15 protein-coding genes and 1 tRNA gene are annotated in these 17280 nt (G+C 57.6%); 12 read left to right on the forward strand and 4 right to left on the reverse strand.

The features are described from left to right. The first annotated feature begins 92 nt into the window (after window positions 1-92). From Y5S_RS11295 to Y5S_RS11310, 4 genes are read left to right on the forward strand one after another with little or no spacing between them, the layout of a single operon-like run. Window positions 93-1322, forward strand: a complete 1230-nt coding sequence (locus Y5S_RS11295; RefSeq protein WP_035233057.1) for a multifunctional CCA addition/repair protein — start codon at window positions 93-95, stop codon at window positions 1320-1322. Beyond that, window positions 1307-2044 (forward strand): pteridine reductase, encoded by a 738-nt coding sequence (locus Y5S_RS11300; RefSeq protein ID WP_156107731.1) that lies wholly within the window; start codon window positions 1307-1309, stop codon window positions 2042-2044. Before Y5S_RS11295 ends, Y5S_RS11300 begins: the two co-directional genes overlap by 16 nt. A gap of 24 nt (window positions 2045-2068) precedes the next feature. Next, entirely contained in the window at window positions 2069-2497 is a 429-nt protein-coding gene (locus tag Y5S_RS11305; protein ID WP_035233059.1) for a DUF4124 domain-containing protein, read from the forward strand. Next, window positions 2470-3414 (forward strand): DUF4124 domain-containing protein, encoded by a 945-nt coding sequence (locus Y5S_RS11310; protein ID WP_035233060.1) that lies wholly within the window; start codon window positions 2470-2472, stop codon window positions 3412-3414. Before Y5S_RS11305 ends, Y5S_RS11310 begins: the two co-directional genes overlap by 28 nt. Window positions 3415-3768: 354 nt before the next feature. Here Y5S_RS11310 and folK read toward each other — a convergent pair whose 3' ends face one another. Together folK and folB are read right to left on the reverse strand one after the other, a co-directional pair. Further along, window positions 3769-4269, reverse strand: a complete 501-nt coding sequence (gene folK, locus Y5S_RS11315) for a 2-amino-4-hydroxy-6-hydroxymethyldihydropteridine diphosphokinase (protein ID WP_035233061.1) — start codon at window positions 4267-4269, stop codon at window positions 3769-3771. Continuing rightward, window positions 4262-4624: a dihydroneopterin aldolase gene (gene folB / locus Y5S_RS11320; RefSeq protein WP_035233062.1), complete on the reverse strand. Its 363-nt coding sequence runs from the start codon at window positions 4622-4624 to the stop codon at window positions 4262-4264. The genes folK and folB overlap by 8 nt, the downstream gene beginning before the upstream one ends. A gap of 160 nt (window positions 4625-4784) precedes the next feature. On the opposite strand from folB, the gene plsY reads away from it, so the two are divergent. Beyond that, window positions 4785-5402, forward strand: a complete 618-nt coding sequence (plsY, locus tag Y5S_RS11325; RefSeq protein ID WP_081939738.1) for a glycerol-3-phosphate 1-O-acyltransferase PlsY — start codon at window positions 4785-4787, stop codon at window positions 5400-5402. A 172-nt stretch (window positions 5403-5574) separates the two neighbouring features. Here the strand turns inward: plsY and tsaD are convergent, their stop codons facing one another. After that, window positions 5575-6600, reverse strand: a complete 1026-nt coding sequence (gene tsaD, locus Y5S_RS11330) for a tRNA (adenosine(37)-N6)-threonylcarbamoyltransferase complex transferase subunit TsaD (RefSeq protein WP_035233185.1) — start codon at window positions 6598-6600, stop codon at window positions 5575-5577. Between the two features lie 176 nt (window positions 6601-6776). On the opposite strand from tsaD, the gene rpsU reads away from it, so the two are divergent. The 5 genes from rpsU to Y5S_RS11355 all read left to right on the forward strand — a co-directional run bounded on the left by rpsU (window position 6777) and on the right by Y5S_RS11355 (window position 11703). Then, window positions 6777-6992 (forward strand): 30S ribosomal protein S21, encoded by a 216-nt coding sequence (rpsU, locus tag Y5S_RS11335; RefSeq protein ID WP_007148705.1) that lies wholly within the window; start codon window positions 6777-6779, stop codon window positions 6990-6992. A gap of 23 nt (window positions 6993-7015) precedes the next feature. Then, window positions 7016-7465 (forward strand): GatB/YqeY domain-containing protein, encoded by a 450-nt coding sequence (locus tag Y5S_RS11340; protein ID WP_035233063.1) that lies wholly within the window; start codon window positions 7016-7018, stop codon window positions 7463-7465. A gap of 120 nt (window positions 7466-7585) precedes the next feature. Further along, entirely contained in the window at window positions 7586-9514 is a 1929-nt protein-coding gene (gene dnaG, locus Y5S_RS11345) for a DNA primase (RefSeq protein ID WP_035233064.1), read from the forward strand. 157 nt (window positions 9515-9671) lie between these two features. Then, window positions 9672-11558 carry an RNA polymerase sigma factor RpoD gene (gene rpoD, locus Y5S_RS11350; RefSeq protein WP_035233065.1) on the forward strand — a complete coding sequence of 629 codons (1887 nt, stop codon included), beginning with the start codon at window positions 9672-9674 and terminating at the stop codon, window positions 11556-11558. 68 nt (window positions 11559-11626) lie between these two features. After that, window positions 11627-11703: transfer RNA gene (locus Y5S_RS11355), tRNA-Ile, on the forward strand. Window positions 11704-11867: 164 nt separating this feature from the next. On the opposite strand, the gene Y5S_RS11360 is transcribed toward Y5S_RS11355, so the two are convergent. Beyond that, the gene (locus Y5S_RS11360) at window positions 11868-13328 is read right to left on the reverse strand and encodes an RHS repeat domain-containing protein (protein ID WP_035233067.1); all 1461 of its coding nucleotides are present in this window, start codon (window positions 13326-13328) and stop codon (window positions 11868-11870) included. Between the two features lie 337 nt (window positions 13329-13665). Here Y5S_RS11360 and Y5S_RS11365 point away from each other — a divergent pair, with 337 nt between their 5' ends. Together Y5S_RS11365 and Y5S_RS11370 are read left to right on the forward strand one after the other, a co-directional pair. Then, window positions 13666-15873 (forward strand): patatin-like phospholipase family protein, encoded by a 2208-nt coding sequence (locus Y5S_RS11365; protein ID WP_081939739.1) that lies wholly within the window; start codon window positions 13666-13668, stop codon window positions 15871-15873. Window positions 15874-15884: 11 nt separating this feature from the next. Continuing rightward, complete coding sequence (locus tag Y5S_RS11370; RefSeq protein WP_035233072.1) at window positions 15885-16736, forward strand: lipoprotein N-acyltransferase Lnb domain-containing protein; 852 nt, start codon at window positions 15885-15887, stop codon at window positions 16734-16736. Window positions 16737-17280: the final 544 nt, after the last annotated feature.

A 17280-nucleotide genomic window follows, 5' to 3' on the forward strand; every position in this document is an offset into this window, starting at 1 on the left:
TTGCGTGCACAGCGGTCGACGACCAGCATGTTGAGTTTCAGTACGATAGAAAGCATGAGAACATTCTGCTCAAGAATGCAAAGGCACACAAGATGAAAATTTATCTGGTGGGCGGTGCGGTCCGGGATCAACTACTCGGCTTGCCCGTTACCGAGAAAGATTGGGTAGTGGTTGGCGCTACGCCCGACGAAATGCAGGCACAGGGCTATCAACCGGTGGGCCAGGACTTTCCTGTGTTCCTGCACCCGAAAACCAAAGAGGAATATGCCCTCGCCCGCACCGAGCGCAAGTCCGGCCACGGTTATGGAGGTTTTACCTTCTACGCTGCCAGCGATGTGACACTGGAAGACGATCTGGTTCGCCGCGATCTCACCATCAATGCCATGGCGAAAGAGAAAGGCGGGGCGGTGGTAGATCCCTTCAATGGTCGTGCCGATCTCAAGGCTCGCCTGCTACGCCACGTCTCCCCCGCCTTTGCCGAAGACCCCTTGCGGGTACTTCGGGTAGCCCGTTTTGCCGCGCGCTATCACTGGCTAGGATTCCGGGTGGCCGATGACACCCTCGCCCTGATGCGCCAACTCAGCGCCAGCGGCGAGCTGGATTATCTGGTACCTGAACGGGTCTGGAAGGAAACCAGTCGCGCGCTGATGGAAAGAGATCCGCAGGTGTTCTTCCAGGTACTCCATGCCTGTGGAGCCCTGGAAAAACTGTTCCCTGAGCTGGCCGCGCTGGACGGCGTCCCCCAACCGGAACAGCATCACCCGGAAATCGACACCCTGATTCATCAATGGCTCTGCCTGGAACAGGCCAGCCGTATGAATCTGAACCTGGATGCTCGCTACGCACTACTTTGCCATGATCTTGGCAAGGGCAAGACCCCGCCAGAAGAATGGCCTCGCCATATTGCCCACGAAATTCGCAGTAGCCGCATGAGCCAGACCGTATCCAAGCGTCTGAAAGTACCACGGGAAACCGCCACGCTGGCTTCACTGGTGGGCGAATACCATACCCACTGTCATCGCGCGCTGGAGCTGAAAGCAACAACTGTCTGGAAGCTGCTGAAAAACCTGGATGTGCTGCGCCGCCCGGAACGGCTGGCCACCTTTGTGGGGGCCTGTGAAGCCGATGCTCGTGGTCGCACCGGCTTTGAAGACCGGGATTACCCTCAGGCCCGATACCTTATGGGCGCCGCCGACGCGGCCCGCAAGGTGGATGTACCGGCATTACAGCAGCAAGGCTTCAGTGGCCCGGAACTTGGCGAGGCCATTACTCAGGCGCGCATTCAGGCCCTCAAGGAGTACAAGGAATCATGGAACCTGTAGCCCTGGTCACCGGCAGCGCCCGTCGCATCGGTGCCACCATCGTCCGCACCCTGCACGCTGCCGGCATGCGGGTGATCATTCACTATCGCGGCAGCCAGCAAGAAGCGGAGGCTCTTGCCCTGGAACTGAATCAGTCCCGTCCCGGCAGCGCCCGGCTGCTGCAGGCGGATCTGGATAACCCGGATGCAGTGCGAAAACTGGCAACCCAGGCACTGGAGGCTTTCGGCCAACTGGATTTGCTGGTCAACAATGCCTCGAGCTTCTACCCAACCCCCATAGAATCAGCCAGCGACGACGACTGGACCCGGCTGATCCACAGCAACCTGCGCGCGCCCTACATCCTTAGTCAGTCTCTGGCGACCGCCCTGCGCCGACAGCAAGGCAGCATTATCAATATTGTGGACGTTTACGCAGAAAAACCGCTCTTTCAGCATACGCTGTATTGCATGGCTAAAGCCGGGCTTGCGATGATGACCAAAAGTCTGGCGAGAGAACTGGGGCCAGAAGTGCGCGTCAACGGCGTCTCACCCGGCCCCATTCTCTGGCCAGAAAGCGGCCAGATGAATCAGGATGCCATTACGGATGCCACCGCATTGAAGCGGTGCGGCAGCCCTGAAGACATCGCCAACGCCGTGAAATGGCTGGCTCGCGATGCCGGCTTTGTGACCGGGCAGATTCTTGCCGTGGATGGGGGACGTTCACTGACCTTGCAGGGCAGCTGAGCACTCGGAAACATGAGGCTAACAATGACAAGAAAATGGCTCGCCTTTGTCTTGCTGATTCCACTAATAGCAACCGCTGAGGTGTACCGCTGGAAAGACGAACACGGCAACTGGCAGTTTGGTGACCGAGCCCCGGAAAACGATCACGAGTCGGTTGAGCTGAAATCAGCCCCCCGCATCGGTCAGGGTGACGCCGTCCACGACATTCACCAGCGCACTCTCAGACTACGCGAAAGCGAACAGGCCCAACATGCTGAACAACAGGCGCTGAATGCTGAAAGACAAAAAGCCATCGGCCAGGCTTGTGACAAAGCGCGTGAGAGGGTGAAAAGGCTGAATCGCCCCTTCGTTTATGTAGACGATGACGGGTCACGCCGCGACGCCAGCGCCGAGCAGGTTCGTGAAGACATTGCCAAAACACAAGAATGGATCGACGACAATTGCGATACCTGACGCTGGCCCTGACACTCGTCAGCCTGAGCCTCCCTCTGCTCCTGCAAGCCGAGATTTACCAATGGCGTGATGCCAATGGCAAGCTCCACTTTGGTGATCGTCCACCCAGCGAAGAGCAGGTAGATGTGGTGACCCCCAAGGTCACCACCGCGGCAAAGCCACTGGAGATCCACACCCGACATCAGGACTTTACCCTGCCTGACGGACTGCATGAGCAAACCCTGTCTGCTATCGAGCATATTTACCAGCGCTACCGGAAAGATTTCGGCCTTGATTTACGCGGCACCGCAGAAGTGAACCTGTATCTCTTCACCGAGCAGGCCGATTTCCAGCAATGGATGATTGAAAGGGTCGGCAGCAGCAATCCCAACTACGCTGGCGTGTTTATTCCCAACACCAACGAAGTGGCGGTGTGGCGCTGGAATAAAGACGATGAACAAGTGGCGCAAACCATCCTTCATGAATCCAGCCATGTGCTGCTTTACCAGCTGTCCCCTGCCTCACCGGTGTGGCTGCATGAAGGGCTGGCTCAGTACTTTCAGATGTTGAAGGTAAAAGACAATGGCCATGTGGTGGTGACCGCACTGCCCGATGCGGAAAAGCGCATCCAGCAGTGGATAGAGAATGAACAGCTGATCACCATGCGCCAGTATCTGTCCCTTGATGATCAGGCCTGGCGTAAAATGGCCCACGAACTGAACGCTATCCCTTACACCGTTGCCTGGGCCACCACCGCCTTCCTCATGTCCAAACCGGTGGGGCGCAGCACCTTGCGCCAGTTGCTTCAGGACCTGGAAAAGACAGATCGCCGGCCGACACTGCAACGCATCGGCCACCTTTATCCCGGCGGCCTGTCGCGCCTGGAATACGATTTCTTTAGCTGGGCACAAAAAGGCATGCAGCCGCAGTGGTATTGATTCGGGAAGCCTGATAAACCCTCGCTATACCCCTCGTAGGAGCTCAGCTCGCCTGAGCGATCCGAGCCTTGGCGAGGTATGGATTCCAGAAGCGAGTTTCGAGTCACGAGTTTCGAAAATCAAAAAACACAACCAGGCACAAGATTTGAGGTTTTGCCCTTCGAAACTCGCTTCTCGCAACTCGAAACTCATTTCCTCGCCAAGACCCCGATCGCGGTCGAACGACCGCTTCTACAGCGGCTTATCAGGTTCCCAAACCGCCGAACTTAACGATCTGTAGGGCTTTGCCGTTCTCCAAAAAACCTGGGAATTTTTCCTGGGCTTTCTATCGAATCAAGCGTAGCTCGTAGCTGATTATCGCGGAAACTCCACCACCCACAACTTCTGCGCATCGAAGTTCGACTGTTCCAGAATCTGCTGGTAACGCTCACCGGTTTCCGGGTGAACCCCTTGCGGAGCCAGATCCACTAATGGCTTGAGTACGAAAGCGTGCTTGAGAATTTCATCGCGGGGTAGCTGCACACCATCAATGGTGCCAACACAATCCCCGTAGGTGAGAATGTCGATATCCAGGGTACGGCTGGCAAATTTTTTCTCGCCGCGCACCCGGCCATGATCCTTCTCCATGCCTTTCAGGCAGGAGGTCAATTCCGCCACCGACATGGCAGTGCGAATCCCTACTACCAGGTTATAGAAGGCATCACCATCAAAACCCACGGCTTCACTCTCATACACCGGGCTGATCTCCAGCTCGCCAAACACCGCTTCCAGCACATTGAGGCCGGAACGGATATTGTGCTCCCGGTCGATATTGGAACCGAGACTGAGATAGACCTGTGTGTCGCTGCTATCCATTGGGACGCTCACCCCGCTCGATAATCACACCCACGTCGCGGGCCCCCCGCAGGGCACCGGGCTTGCTGAGGCGAAGCTTCAGCCAGGGAACATCGAACTCACTCAACACCAGCTGCGCGACTTTTTCCGCCAGGGTTTCCACCAGCTGAAATTCGCTGCCCTCGATAAAGGCGATCACCCGCTTGCCGATGGCCTTGTAGTCCAGCGCCTCATCAATGTGGTCCGTCGCTGCACCTTTACGGATATCCGCCGCCATCTCCAGATCCAGACTGACTGTCTGCCGGATACGGCGCTCCCAATCGAAAATGCCGATAACCGTATCCACTTTCAAATCATTGATATAAACGATGTCCATACTCGCCCTCTCGGCGTCGGCAGCCTGAAAAATGTCGCAATGGACATGATCCCATTGCCGGTAATCAGATGTTACGCTTGCAGCGCAGGCAACAACGTCGCCATGTGTACAATAAGGCCGCATTATCGCAGCCCAGCGATGTGAAGGGAGATTATAGCCGGTGGAAGCAGGGACATTACAGGACGTGTGGTATTGGTTGCTGCCATTATGTGTGGCCGGTTACCTGATGGGCTCCATCTCCAGCGCCATTCTGGTGTGCCGACTGTTCGGCTACCCCGACCCTCGCACCGAGGGCTCCAACAACCCCGGTGCCACCAATGTGCTGCGTATTGGCGGCAAACCCGCCGCTGCCCTGACGTTGCTCGGCGATGTGTTGAAAGGGGTAATCCCGGTACTGATCGCCAACTATCTGAACATGGGGCCACTGGTGGCTGCCCTGGTCGGCACCTGCGCCTTTCTTGGCCACCTCTATCCGGTATTTTTCCATTTTCAGGGGGGCAAGGGGGTGGCCACCGCTTTTGGGCTGCTATTCGCCCTGCACTGGCCCAGCGGCTTGGTCGCAGGCGGCACCTGGCTGGCCGTCTTCGCCCTCAACCGGATCTCCTCCATCGCCTCACTCAGCGCCTTTGTGGTCGCTCCTGCCTGCATCTTCGCCTGGCTGAATCCGGCATTCTGGCCGATTCTGGTGATGTCGATCGTGATGATCCTGCGCCATCGCAGCAATCTGCAGAAAATCCTGCGCGGGGAAGAACTGGGGTTTAAAAAGAAAGATCAGTGACGAGTTTCGAGAAGCGAGTTTCGAAGATCAAATCCAAACTTCAGTCCATGCAGCCGGTTTTGCCTTTCGAAACTCGCTTCTCGCAACTCGAAACAGTTTCCCCCTCGCCCTGGCCCGGATTGCCTGCAGGCAGGCTCCAGCAGCGACGGTGCTCCGTCGTGGGTGCGGAGCCTTACAGGCCCGCCAGCTCCGTCAGCGGCCATCTTGGGCGCACCTTGATCGGAAGCTCGGCAGACTCCCCCGCCTGCAGACGCAGCGCCCCGGCAAAGGCAATCATGACGCCGTTATCGGTGCAGTATTGCGGCGCCGGGTAGAACAGCTCCACCCCGCGTTTTTTCATCTGCTCACCCAGCCGGGCACGCAGGGAACGGTTGGCGCTCACCCCGCCGGCCATCACCAACTGCTTGTAGCCCGTTTGCTCCATGGCGCGGCGACACTTGATGATCAGGGTGTCCACAGCGGCGTCCTCGAAGGCCAGGGCAATATCGGCCCGGTCTTGCTCGGCAAGGGCTTCCTTGCCGCCCAGATCGTTGATGGTATTCAGGGTAAAGGTTTTCAGGCCGGAAAAGCTCATGTCCAGCCCGGGCCGGTCGGTCATTGGGCGCGGAAAACGGAAGCGCCCAGGCGTGCCCTTTTCGGCCAGCGCAGCAATGCGCGGACCGCCGGGATAACCCAGCCCCATCATCTTGGCAGCCTTGTCGAAGGCTTCGCCCGCTGCATCATCCACGGATTCGCCCAGAATGGCGTAATCACCCAGGCTGCGGGCATCCAGCAGCAGAGTGTGACCACCGCTGACCAGCAAGGCCACAAACGGGAACTGCGGTGCGTGCTCTTCCAGCAAAGGGGCCAGCAAGTGTCCCTCCATGTGATGCACTTCCACCGCCGGCATTCCCCAACCAAACGCCAGGGAACGAGCCACCCCCGCCCCCACCAGCAAGGCTCCCGCCAGACCAGGGCCTGCCGTATAGGCAACCCCGTCCAGCTGTTCAGGGGAAGTGCCTGACGCCTCCAACACCTGGCTGACCAGCGGTAACACCCGCTGAACATGGTCCCGACTCGCCAATTCCGGCACCACGCCACCATATTTGGCGTGCATGTCCACCTGGCTGAACAAGGCCTGGCCCAGTAGCCCCTGCTCGGTGTCATAGATGGCGACACCGGTCTCATCACAGCTTGATTCGATACCCAATACCCGCATGATGGTGCTTCTCTCCGGCCCCTGGCCTGCCTGTGGAACGTGGGGCGCCATAATACCCCCCGACAGGCTGATTTGCATTTCCTGGCCACTTAGGTAAAATCGCGCCCTCGCTGCAAATGGGACACCTGAGCCCGCGGCGAACCCATAAACTCAAATTTCTAGGAAGGTGATTCTTCATGCCTCAGGTGAAGGTGAAAGAAGGCGAACCGTTTGATGTGGCCCTGCGCCGTTTCAAGCGTGGCTGTGAAAAAGCGGGCATCCTGTCTGAAGTGCGTCGTCGCGAACAGTACGAGAAGCCCACTCAAGAGCGTAAGCGCAAGCGTGCCGCAGCCGTCAAGCGTCACCTTAAAAAACTGCAGCGTGAGCAACTCGCTCGCAAGCGCCTTTACTAAGCACCGCTGAGTAGAGACGTCTGATGAGTGCGCTCAAAGAGCAGCTCACTGCAGCCATGAAAGACGCCATGCGTGCAAAAGATAAAGCACGTCTTGGCGTTTTTCGTATGGCGCTGGCAGCGATCAAGCAGATTGAAGTGGACGAACGCATCGAGCCCGATGACGAACGTGTACTGGCCCTGCTCGACAAGCTGATCAAACAGCGCAAGGACTCTGCGACCCAATACCGCGATGCCGACCGTGCCGACCTGGCCGAAGTCGAGGAAGCGGAAATCGCCGTGCTCCAGGAATTTCTCCCCGAACCACTGACCGATGCGGAAATCGACGCTCTGATCGACGATGCCGTTTCCAGTACTGGTGCTTCAGGCATGCAGGACATGGGCAAGGTCATGGGTATCCTCAAGCCGCAACTGCAAGGCCGTGCCGACATGGGCGCCGCCAGTGGCAAAGTCCGCGCCAAGCTGAACAGCTAACCCTCCCACGGCCCCGCTTCTATCCTGGGTTTTCGCTGTTAACTGTTCACTGTTAACTATTCACTGCCTTTCGGCTCCGCTTTCTGTTTAGATAACCGCCCTTCTGGCACAATCATTCCCATGGCGCGCATACCGGATAATTTCATACAGGACCTGTTGGCCCGCACCGATCTGGTGGAGCTGATTGATGCCCGTGTGCCGCTGAAAAAGACCGGCCGCAACTACAGCGCCTGCTGCCCTTTCCACCAGGAAAAGACCCCGTCCTTCACTGTCGCCCCGGACAAGCAGTTCTACTACTGCTTCGGCTGTGGCGCCAAAGGCAACGCGGTGGGCTTCCTGATGGAATACGAGCACATGAATTTCCCGGAGGCGGTCAAGCAACTGGCCAGCCGCGCCGGCATGGAAGTACCGGAAAGCCGCCCGGAAACGGCCGCCGACCGCCAGCGCAAGGATCGCCTGCAATCCCTGTACGATTTGCTCAGTCGTGCCGAGCATTTCTATGCTCAACAGCTGCGCCAGGCACCGGAAAAACAGAAGGCGGTGGGCTATCTGAAAAATCGGGGCCTCAGTGGCGAAATCGCCAAACGCTTCGCTCTTGGCTTTGCCCCTCCAGGCTTCGACAACCTGATCAACGGCCTGTCGCTCACCGAAGCCGGCCTGGAACAGGCACTCACCGCCGGCTTGCTGGTTCGCCGTGACGACACCGGGCGGGTCTACGACAAATTCCGCGATCGCATTATCTTCCCCATTCGCGATACCCGAGGCCGCACCATCGGTTTTGGTGGCCGAGTGCTGGGTGACGGCAAACCCAAATACCTGAACAGCCCGGAAACCCCGGTATTCCACAAGGGAGAGGAACTCTACGGATTGTGGGAGTGGCGTCAGAGCCGTGACCGCAGTGACCGCCTCTACGTAGTGGAAGGCTACATGGATGTGATCGCCCTGCATCAATACGGCGTACCCAACGTGGTCGCGACTCTCGGCACCGCCACCACCGAGGATCATGCCCGCAAGCTGTTCCGCCAGGTAGACGAAGTCATCCTCTGTTTTGATGGTGACAAAGCCGGGGTGCGAGCGGCCTGGCGCGCGCTGGAGTCCCTGCTGCCAGCCCTGGATGACGGCAAGCAGGTGCGATTCCTGTTTCTACCTGACGGCGAAGACCCGGACACCCTGGTTCGCACCCAGGGCCCGGAGGCCCTGCGCGCCATGACCGACAAGGCCGACGCACTGTCCACCTACCTGTTCCGCCATCTCTCGGAAGGCCTGGATCTGAACACCGTGGACGGCCGTGCCCGCCTGGCCCGGCTCGCACTCCCCTACCTGGACAAGCCGGCCGGACCGGTCTATCGCGCCCTGCTGACCGAAGAGCTGGCTCAACTGACGCGGCTCGACAAGGAGTCATTGATCCAGCTAAAACCGGTTAAACCGGCACCTGCGGCAACACCACAGCCAGCCCGCACCAACCAGCAGACGTCATATCCTGATCACGGTTTCGATAGCGGTGATATGCCTCCTCCCCCGGACTGGGATGACGCCCCGCTGCCCGACGATAATTATTATCCCGGTGACGACATTCCTGTCAGCCAGGACATGCCCTCACCCTCCCGACGGGAAAATGGCCGCCGCAAGGGTCCACTGACCATGGCGGAACGTCTGGTTCTGGTGTTACTGGACTATCCCTCACTGGCAGAAAACCTCCCCCTGCCCGATGGCGTGGAGCGGTTGCCGGTACCGCACATAGACCTGCTGATTCGTGTGGCAGGGGAGTGCAAAAAGCACCAGCACCCCGCCGCCCTGATGGGCGCACTCATGGCCCACGAACAAGGCGAAAGCTTCTCTCAGCTACTCAAGGCCAGCCTGAAGCCGCCTATGGCAGAAGCGATGGCAACCCGGCTGTGGCAGGATGCGCTTTCCCAACTGGAAGTCGCGCGCCTGGAAGCCGCCCTGATGGAAGTGGAGCAGGCCGGCATCCCCGACGTGGCCCACTGGCAGGCGCTGCACAAGGCCCTGGCCGAAGCCCGCCAACACGCCCGCAAGCCCTTCGACTAGCAAAACAGCGTAACTCATTGTTTTTCCAGTTGGCGGCCAACCATCCTCCCCTCACCGCCAACTGCCTCCACCCCTTGCAATTACTGGCCGAAAGCCCCATGTCCGAGTATAATCCGCCGTTTCCCCACGGCATCATCACGACGACGGGCTTTATTGCATGACGACTCAAAAGCAGCAGCAGCAATCCCAGCTGAAGCAGTTGATCGCACTTGGCAAGGAACAGGGCTACCTGACCTACGCCGAAGTTAACGACCACCTGCCGGAGTCCATTACCGACACCGACCAGGTTGAAGACATCATTCAGATGATCAACGACATGGGCATCACCGTGGTCGAGAAGGCCGCCGATGCCGATCAGTTGATGATCGACGAAAGCGCGGACAGCACCGACGAAGTCGCTGCCGAAGAAGCTGCCGCGGTACTCGCCTCAGTAGAAAGCGAGCCGGGCCGCACCACTGACCCTGTGCGCATGTACATGCGTGAAATGGGCACCGTGGAACTGCTGACCCGTGAAGGCGAAATCGAAATCGCCAAGCGTATCGAGGAAGGCACCCGTGAAGTGATGCATGCCCTGGCCTTCTGGCCCGGCGCCGTCGACATGCTGATCGACGAATACGCTCGCGTGGAAAACGAAGAGCGTAAACTCACCGACATCATCGCCGGTTACCTGGATCCCAATGACGATGGGGCTGCGGCCACCAACGCCAACAAGGAACCCACCTTCGCGGAAAAAGCCAAGAAGGAAGAAAAGGACGAAGACGAAGACGACGCTGACGACAAAGACAGCGACTCCGATGACGACTCCGATGAAGATGAAGGCGGCCTGGATCCAGTACTGGCAGCCGAGCGTTTCAACCACCTGAAAACGCTGCACGAAAAAGCCGAGCGCGCACTGAAGCGCAACGGTCGTGACCACGCCAGCACTGCCAAGGCACTGGAAGCTCTTGCCGAGCACTTCACCCTGTTCAAGCTGGTACCGCGCATCTATGACGAGATGCTGGTTGGCGCTCGCAATAACCTGGATCTGGTGCGCAAATTCGAGCGTCAGATTATGTCCTCTGCCATCCGTCGTGGCGGCATGGACCGCAAGGATTTCATCAAGCTGTTCCCCGGCAATGAAACCGACATGGGCTGGGTCGACAATCAACTGAAAACCAAGAAAGGCAAGGCGATTGCCGACAAACTGAGTGTTGTCAAAGAAGACATCCAGCGCGCCCAGCGCAAGATCTCTACCATCGAAGACATCATTGGTTTGCCGGTAGCCGACATCAAGGAAATCAACCGTCGCATTTCCATTGGTGAAGCCAAGGCTCGTCGTGCCAAGAAAGAAATGGTGGAAGCCAACCTGCGTCTGGTTATCTCCATCGCCAAGAAATACACCAACCGCGGCCTGCAGTTCCTCGACCTGATTCAGGAAGGCAACATCGGCCTGATGAAAGCCGTGGACAAGTTCGAATACCGTCGTGGTTACAAGTTCTCCACCTACGCGACATGGTGGATTCGTCAGGCCATTACCCGCTCCATTGCGGATCAGGCGCGCACCATCCGTATTCCGGTACACATGATCGAGACCATCAACAAGATCAACCGGGTACAGCGCCAGATGCTGCAGGAAATGGGCCGTGAGCCGACCCCGGAAGAACTGGGCGTGCGCCTGGAAATGCCGGAAGACAAAGTCCGCAAGGTACTGAAGATCGCCAAAGAGCCGATCTCCATGGAAACCCCCATCGGTGACGATGAAGATTCCAGCCTCGGCGACTTTATCGAAGACGGCAACATGGAATCCCCGGTGGACTCCGCTACCTCGCTGGGCCTGGAAGAAGCCACCCGCGAAGTCCTGGCCAACCTCACCGCCCGTGAAGCCAAGGTACTGCGCATGCGTTTCGGTATCGACATGAACACTGACCACACCCTAGAGGAAGTGGGCAAGCAGTTCGACGTGACCCGTGAGCGTATCCGTCAGATCGAAGCCAAGGCACTGCGCAAACTGCGTCACCCGAGCCGCAGCGAACACCTGCGCAGCTTCCTGGACGGCGACCTTTAAGGCTTGAAAAAAATTGCCGGCCCCCGAATAATCGGCGGCCGGCATTTTATTGCCACTCTGTTTTCTCCGGGCCTATAGCTCAGTTGGTTAGAGCAGTCGACTCATAATCGATTGGTCCCAGGTTCAAGTCCTGGTGGGCCCACCATTTTCTCTCATATTTTTCTTAGTGCGAAATGGAGCACAAGTTGCCTGCAATTGGTGACTTACCGCACGCCGCCTGCCAAAGTTACTGCACACCTTATTTCTGACAGGCACAGCCGCCCTATAGAAATGAAAGCGGCCCCATCTGAGCCGCTTACACTCCTCTGATCATCTCATCGGCTGGAAGTGCATCAGGTCATCAATACTGGGCGGCATCAAGTACTCAGGGATAAGAGGGACGGGTGAAAACAGCTCGGCCCATTCTTCCTCGCTGGGCGCAAATTCCATCACAATACGCGTCTGCAGCACATAGCCATCATTCCCATCGTCTTCACGCCTCTGCACGGTGATCTTCGCAGGCACACCCTGACGATAAGAGATCAGAGTGCGCCTGGAGGGAACCTCGGACTGACCACCCACTTCGTCAACCTGCTTTAATTTTCCATCGTTGTAGTAACCGTACTTCAGCAATACCCCCCCGAAGCTTCCTACTTCGGATAGCCTGCCGTTGTGATCATAGTGATAAGTCTCGTGATCTCGCTGCTCATCGTCTTCCGTGCCCCAAACCCCGTCGTCACCGTAGGAACTTCGCACCATCGCCGTCACTTGTTCTGACGCATTGAAGAAATAAGAATCGTAGTACCACCCCGATTCAGGGCCGGCATCGGCGGTGCCGGGATGGACGATCACGCGGTCGGCCAGGCGAGTGGCCGTGTTGGTATATAAGTCGGCAGACGTTGAGCCGTTGTAGCGTTGAGTGTCCTCTTCGACACTATCATCCAGATAGCGGTAGGACCGAGTTTGATAGGCGGAAGAGCACCATCTCAGAAGCTTGATTGAGACGGCGATGGGATGAGCATCCAAGCAGTATTCATCGAGCACCGCCGTCCAGGAACTATCGGCAGCGAGATCAATACTCAAGGGGCGCTGCTCGGCATCGAAGATGACAGTATTGGTCTGCGTGTGGTCGACAATGATAGGCAGATCCGGCTCATCCACCGTCTCGAGGTCGATATTCGTGGTGGTAAATTCCGTTAACGCCAATATCTCAGCAACAGTCGTGTCCAGCCCATCAAATTCGTAGTTGAGCACCTCCGTTGCAGTCCCACCAAAATGCTCAAGTTCGGCATTGATGAGGTAGCTGTAACTGAAGTCAAAGGCAGGAATGAACAGGCCGGTTACGTGACCGGACTCTTGCTGCAGCCGTCGGCCGCTACGCACCGGGCACTTCATCGGCCCGTTATACGAAAGACCTAAAACAGCCAGCCCGGTCGCTCCCGTAGGCGAGCCAGCCATGCCATGAAAAAACAGATCTGGATAGCGCAATAACGGGGTCGGCGCCGACATGTACTGACACTGAAGATAGGGATGCGAGGCATCATCCTCTGTATCCCAGACCATGTCTGGCCCGACAGAGTGCAGCTGGACGTTGATCGTGAGTTCGTCAGGGTAATGAAACTGCATACGCGCCACTTCCGCGCCGTCAGCGTCATAAAACCAGGCTTGGCTTGGCGCACTGCTCGTGGCTTGAGTCACGGCGCCGTCACTGGATGAAGAGGAGCCACCCCCGCAGCCGCTCGCCATCAGGGCGATCAGGCATACCAAGCTGTAGCGCAGTGTTGTTGTCATAATACTGTCCGAGAGTCGTCTAGCTGAATAGCAGCGTCCAGGATGGCCGCAAGAAGCGATATCACTTCAACGGCAGAACACCCTTATCAATACGGTGGCGTGCATCCCGATTTATTTCTTCCCCGGCCGCATACTAATCCAGTTGCCCGAAACTATCATGCCCCCCCAAAGGAATCTGGCCTCAGGGGCAAATCGCACGAGCAGGCTCCGCCTCATAAGGCAACAGAGGTTCCCGGCATCTGCCTGTCGAATACGCGAATCTGAACATCGCATCTCCACACCTGCGCCGCTATGATGATTCCAGGCTGGGCGGATCAACTGAAGGGAATCCGATACCGTGAACAAGAAATGGATCGGCCGGACACTGGGGACTCTGGCGCTGTGGTATAGCTTGGTGCCTGCTACAGTAGCCGCGGATGAACGAACGGGACTGGTGTTATCCGGGGGGGGAGCCAGAGGGTTGGCCCACATTGGCGTGCTCAAGGCGCTGGATGAACACGGCATCCACCCCACAGCGGTGGCAGGCACCAGCATGGGCTCCATCGTAGGCGGCCTTTACGCGACCGGTTATTCCGTTGAGCAGATCGAACAGATCGCCACAGAAATGAACTGGAAGGAAGCCTTTTCGGACAATTCCCCTCGATCCCATTCCCTGTTTGCCTACCGGCAGATGGATGCCGGCGCGCCGGTGGACTATCGCCTGCGCATCAACCGCAAGGGTATTGCCCTGCCCCGTGCCGCTCTGCAAGGACAACACCTGACCCTGATTCTGGACGAGATTTTTTCTCCCGCTCGAGACATTACCGACTTTGATCAGCTCGCAGTGCCCTATCGGGCCGTGGCAGCGGATCTGGTAACAGGGGAGCAAGTCGTACTTAAAAGCGGCCGGCTCAGTTCCGCCGTGAGAGCCAGCATGTCTATCCCGGGCCTGCTTGAACCTACCATTATTGATGACAAGCTGCTGGTGGATGGCGGCATTGCCAACAATGTCCCCATTGACGCCCTGAAGGATCAGCAACTGGATCGGCTTGTGGTGGTCGATGTGGGCAGCCCTCGCTGGGAGAAAGAGGACATCACCTCCATCGGGTTGGTGCTGGCACAATTAAGTGCGTTGCTGGTGCGCAACAACAGCGATCAAAGCCTGTCACGACTCCAAGAGCAGGACATCGTCATCAAACCGAATCTGGAGGGTATCTCCAGCAGTGATTTCAGTAAAGCAAAGCAAGCGATTGATGCCGGCTATGCTGCCGCCATACAGGTACTGGGGCCAGCGCCCGCACGGCAACAGCCCCTCTCTGACGAGCCACCCGCCAAGCTGATTGCACCGCTGGACACCAGTCCGGTGATTGATGAGATCGTCATAAGTAATGGCGGTGTGGTGAGCGACAAGGTCATTCGCGCCATGATCCGGCAACAGCCTGGCGAGCCTCTGGATCGAGCAACCATCCGTGACGACATCTCCCATATTTACGCACTGGATTATCACGACAGCATTCGCTATCAGCTAAAAAACGTGGGAGGCAAGAACCTGCTCTATATCGAGGCAGAGGAACGAGACACCAGCAATACCTTCGCCCAATTGGGACTGCAGTTCTCAGATGACATGAAAGGCAATGGTACCTTTGGCCTGTTTGGCTCGCTGCGCATTGCCGGGTTAAACAGCTATGGGGGCACCGCGGCCATACTCGCCAACCTTGGCTCTCGCCCCATGCTGGAAGCCCGCTTCTTTCAACCTGTCGATCACAAACTCATTTTCTTCGTGGAACCGGTTGCCGGGTATCGGGCCGACTCCATCGATCTTTATCTGAACAACGATATTGATGATCCCGCTTTTGCGACTTTCCGGAGGACCGAGGTCTATGGAGGAATCGACGCCGGTGCAGCACTGTTCAGGCAGAAGGGAGAACTACGATTTGGTGTACAGGCAACCGGCGGCGATGTAGAGACCCAAGTGGGGGTTCCATTCGACATCGAGAGCTATCAAGACCGCTACGCCTTCACCCGGCTAAGCTGGGACACCTACGATAATCTCGCCTTCCCTTCAAAGGGGATCAAGGCAGCTCTGGAATATCAGCACCATGACCCGGACTTTGGTGCCGATCTGGAGTACGACCGGCAGCTAACAGAGCTGGGATGGGCCACCACGCTGGCGGGCTTCTCAGTGGTAGCAGAGGCCTATGCCGCGATTTCCGATGAAGAGCCAGGCTCGGAAGCGATCGAGCCTCTGGGTGGCTTTCTGCGCTTGTCCGGTCTGCCGCCAGACAGTATCTGGGGGAACCATAGTGCGCTTGGCAGATTGGTGGTAACACGACCATTAAGGCACAACCTGATTCTCCCTTCCTCCGTGCAGGTCTATGCCGGAGCCTCCTATGAAACCGGTAACGTCTGGCTGGACCGTGATGATGTGGACACCAGCTCGCTACTGTCCGGCGGCAGCCTGTTTCTCGGCACACACACCCCGCTTGGCCCAGGCTATGTGTCTGTCGGTTATACCGAAGGTGATCATTACTCTTTCAATATTTATTTCGGCCATGTATTCCGCTAACGGGAGCCCTCATGCCTGCGCGCCTTAGCAAACGCAAAGCTGCCTTGTTTTTAGTGGCTGCTCTGTTGATCGGTTATATCCTCTGGTTCAGCACCCGGGTACCGCAGCAAGATGCCGACTGGAAACCGGCCTACCAGGTTCTTCCGGAAATTCGAATCAGTGGGGACAACCTTTACATCAATAACTTGCGAGACTTTCGTTACGATGCCCTTGGTGAAGTGGCAGAAACTCGCTACCGGGAGAGCACCTACAAACTTTCAACACTGAAGAACGTCTGGTTTGGCCTTGCCCACTTTGGCCCCGACGGTCTCGCCCACGCCTTTGCCTCATTTGAGTTTGCCGATGGGCAATTCCTGGCGGTTTCCATCGAGGCCCGCTTGCGCGAGGATCAAAGCCACTATGATCCTCTGGCTGGCGCCTTTCGTGGGTATACCAAATTTGTGGTGCTAGCCACCGAAGAGGATGTGGTCGGGGTACGCTCTTTTATTCGCAAGAACCCGGTATACCTCTACCGGCTCAACGGTTCCGCTTTGCAAGGACGCGCCCTGCTGCTTAACTTCCTGCGACGGGCTGACAATCTTGGCCACACCCCGGACTTCTACAACACCCTCACCGACAACTGCCTTACAGGCTTGCTAGCCGAGTCAGGACGCTACAATGACCTTCATCACTGGCTGGATTACCGCATCCTGTTGCCGGGCTTCTCAGATGAGGTGCTGTTCGAACATGGCCTGATCAATACCCGGGACGATCTTACCGCAACGCGTCTCGCCGCTCGTATCAGCGACAGCATCCCCCCGGATCAACCCGGGTTTTCCCGAACGATCCGCACCCGCAATGCAAAAGATAGCATCGCCCCCTGACACCCTGGATATTCACGCCACATGAAATAGCAGGGGAGGCAGGCGTTATGAATATCGCTATCACGATAAACAAAATGCTTCATCGCGGATTAGCGGGAATAAAGACTGGCCAGACGCCTGCCCCAAACACCCTTCCGCCCCGGAGAGATGCAGTGGGAGTGCTGGCAAATCCTGGCTTGGGATGCGCGAGGGTTACCGTGGGAGGCTGCTTGCAGGCGAAAGGGTTAGAAGCAAAACCCTTCGCGTGCAAGCACGCTCCCACAGCGTTGTTGCCCGCGATTAACCTTTTGCGTTCCAGCTATTTCCTCCCGTCAGTTCATATTCACGCAGACAGGCTTTCGCTGTCGCACTCGGAGAGCACAACAAACGCCCGCTCCCGCGGCGAGTGGACTTCAGCGTTTGGCGATCTGCTGCACCTGTGGGAGCGGCGGTTCCGCCGCGAAAGACCTTGCCAGGCGCTGCCGCGCATCCTCTCCCACAACACCCTCAAACCAATCGTTCACTGAACGGCAGGGAGTCTTTGCCAGCGGCACAGCCCGCACTT

Origin of the sequence: Alcanivorax nanhaiticus (assembly GCF_000756665.1) — a bacterium.
In the GTDB taxonomy this organism is placed as follows: Bacteria; Pseudomonadota; Gammaproteobacteria; order Pseudomonadales; family Alcanivoracaceae; genus Alcanivorax; species Alcanivorax nanhaiticus.

Coding starts and splice junctions, on each gene's coding strand:
- Y5S_RS11295 (WP_035233057.1), top strand. CDS start 93: ATGAAAATTTATCTGGTGGGCGGTGCGGTCCGGGATCAACTACTCGGC.
- Y5S_RS11305 (WP_035233059.1), top strand. CDS start 2,069: ATGACAAGAAAATGGCTCGCCTTTGTCTTGCTGATTCCACTAATAGCA.
- Y5S_RS11310 (WP_035233060.1), top strand. CDS start 2,470: ATGGATCGACGACAATTGCGATACCTGACGCTGGCCCTGACACTCGTC.
- folK (WP_035233061.1), bottom strand. CDS start 4,269: ATGGATAGCAGCGACACACAGGTCTATCTCAGTCTCGGTTCCAATATC.
- folB (WP_035233062.1), bottom strand. CDS start 4,624: ATGGACATCGTTTATATCAATGATTTGAAAGTGGATACGGTTATCGGC.
- tsaD (WP_035233185.1), bottom strand. CDS start 6,600: ATGCGGGTATTGGGTATCGAATCAAGCTGTGATGAGACCGGTGTCGCC.
- rpsU (WP_007148705.1), top strand. CDS start 6,777: ATGCCTCAGGTGAAGGTGAAAGAAGGCGAACCGTTTGATGTGGCCCTG.
- Y5S_RS11340 (WP_035233063.1), top strand. CDS start 7,016: ATGAGTGCGCTCAAAGAGCAGCTCACTGCAGCCATGAAAGACGCCATG.
- dnaG (WP_035233064.1), top strand. CDS start 7,586: ATGGCGCGCATACCGGATAATTTCATACAGGACCTGTTGGCCCGCACC.
- rpoD (WP_035233065.1), top strand. CDS start 9,672: ATGACGACTCAAAAGCAGCAGCAGCAATCCCAGCTGAAGCAGTTGATC.
- Y5S_RS11360 (WP_035233067.1), bottom strand. CDS start 13,328: ATGACAACAACACTGCGCTACAGCTTGGTATGCCTGATCGCCCTGATG.
- Y5S_RS11370 (WP_035233072.1), top strand. CDS start 15,885: ATGCCTGCGCGCCTTAGCAAACGCAAAGCTGCCTTGTTTTTAGTGGCT.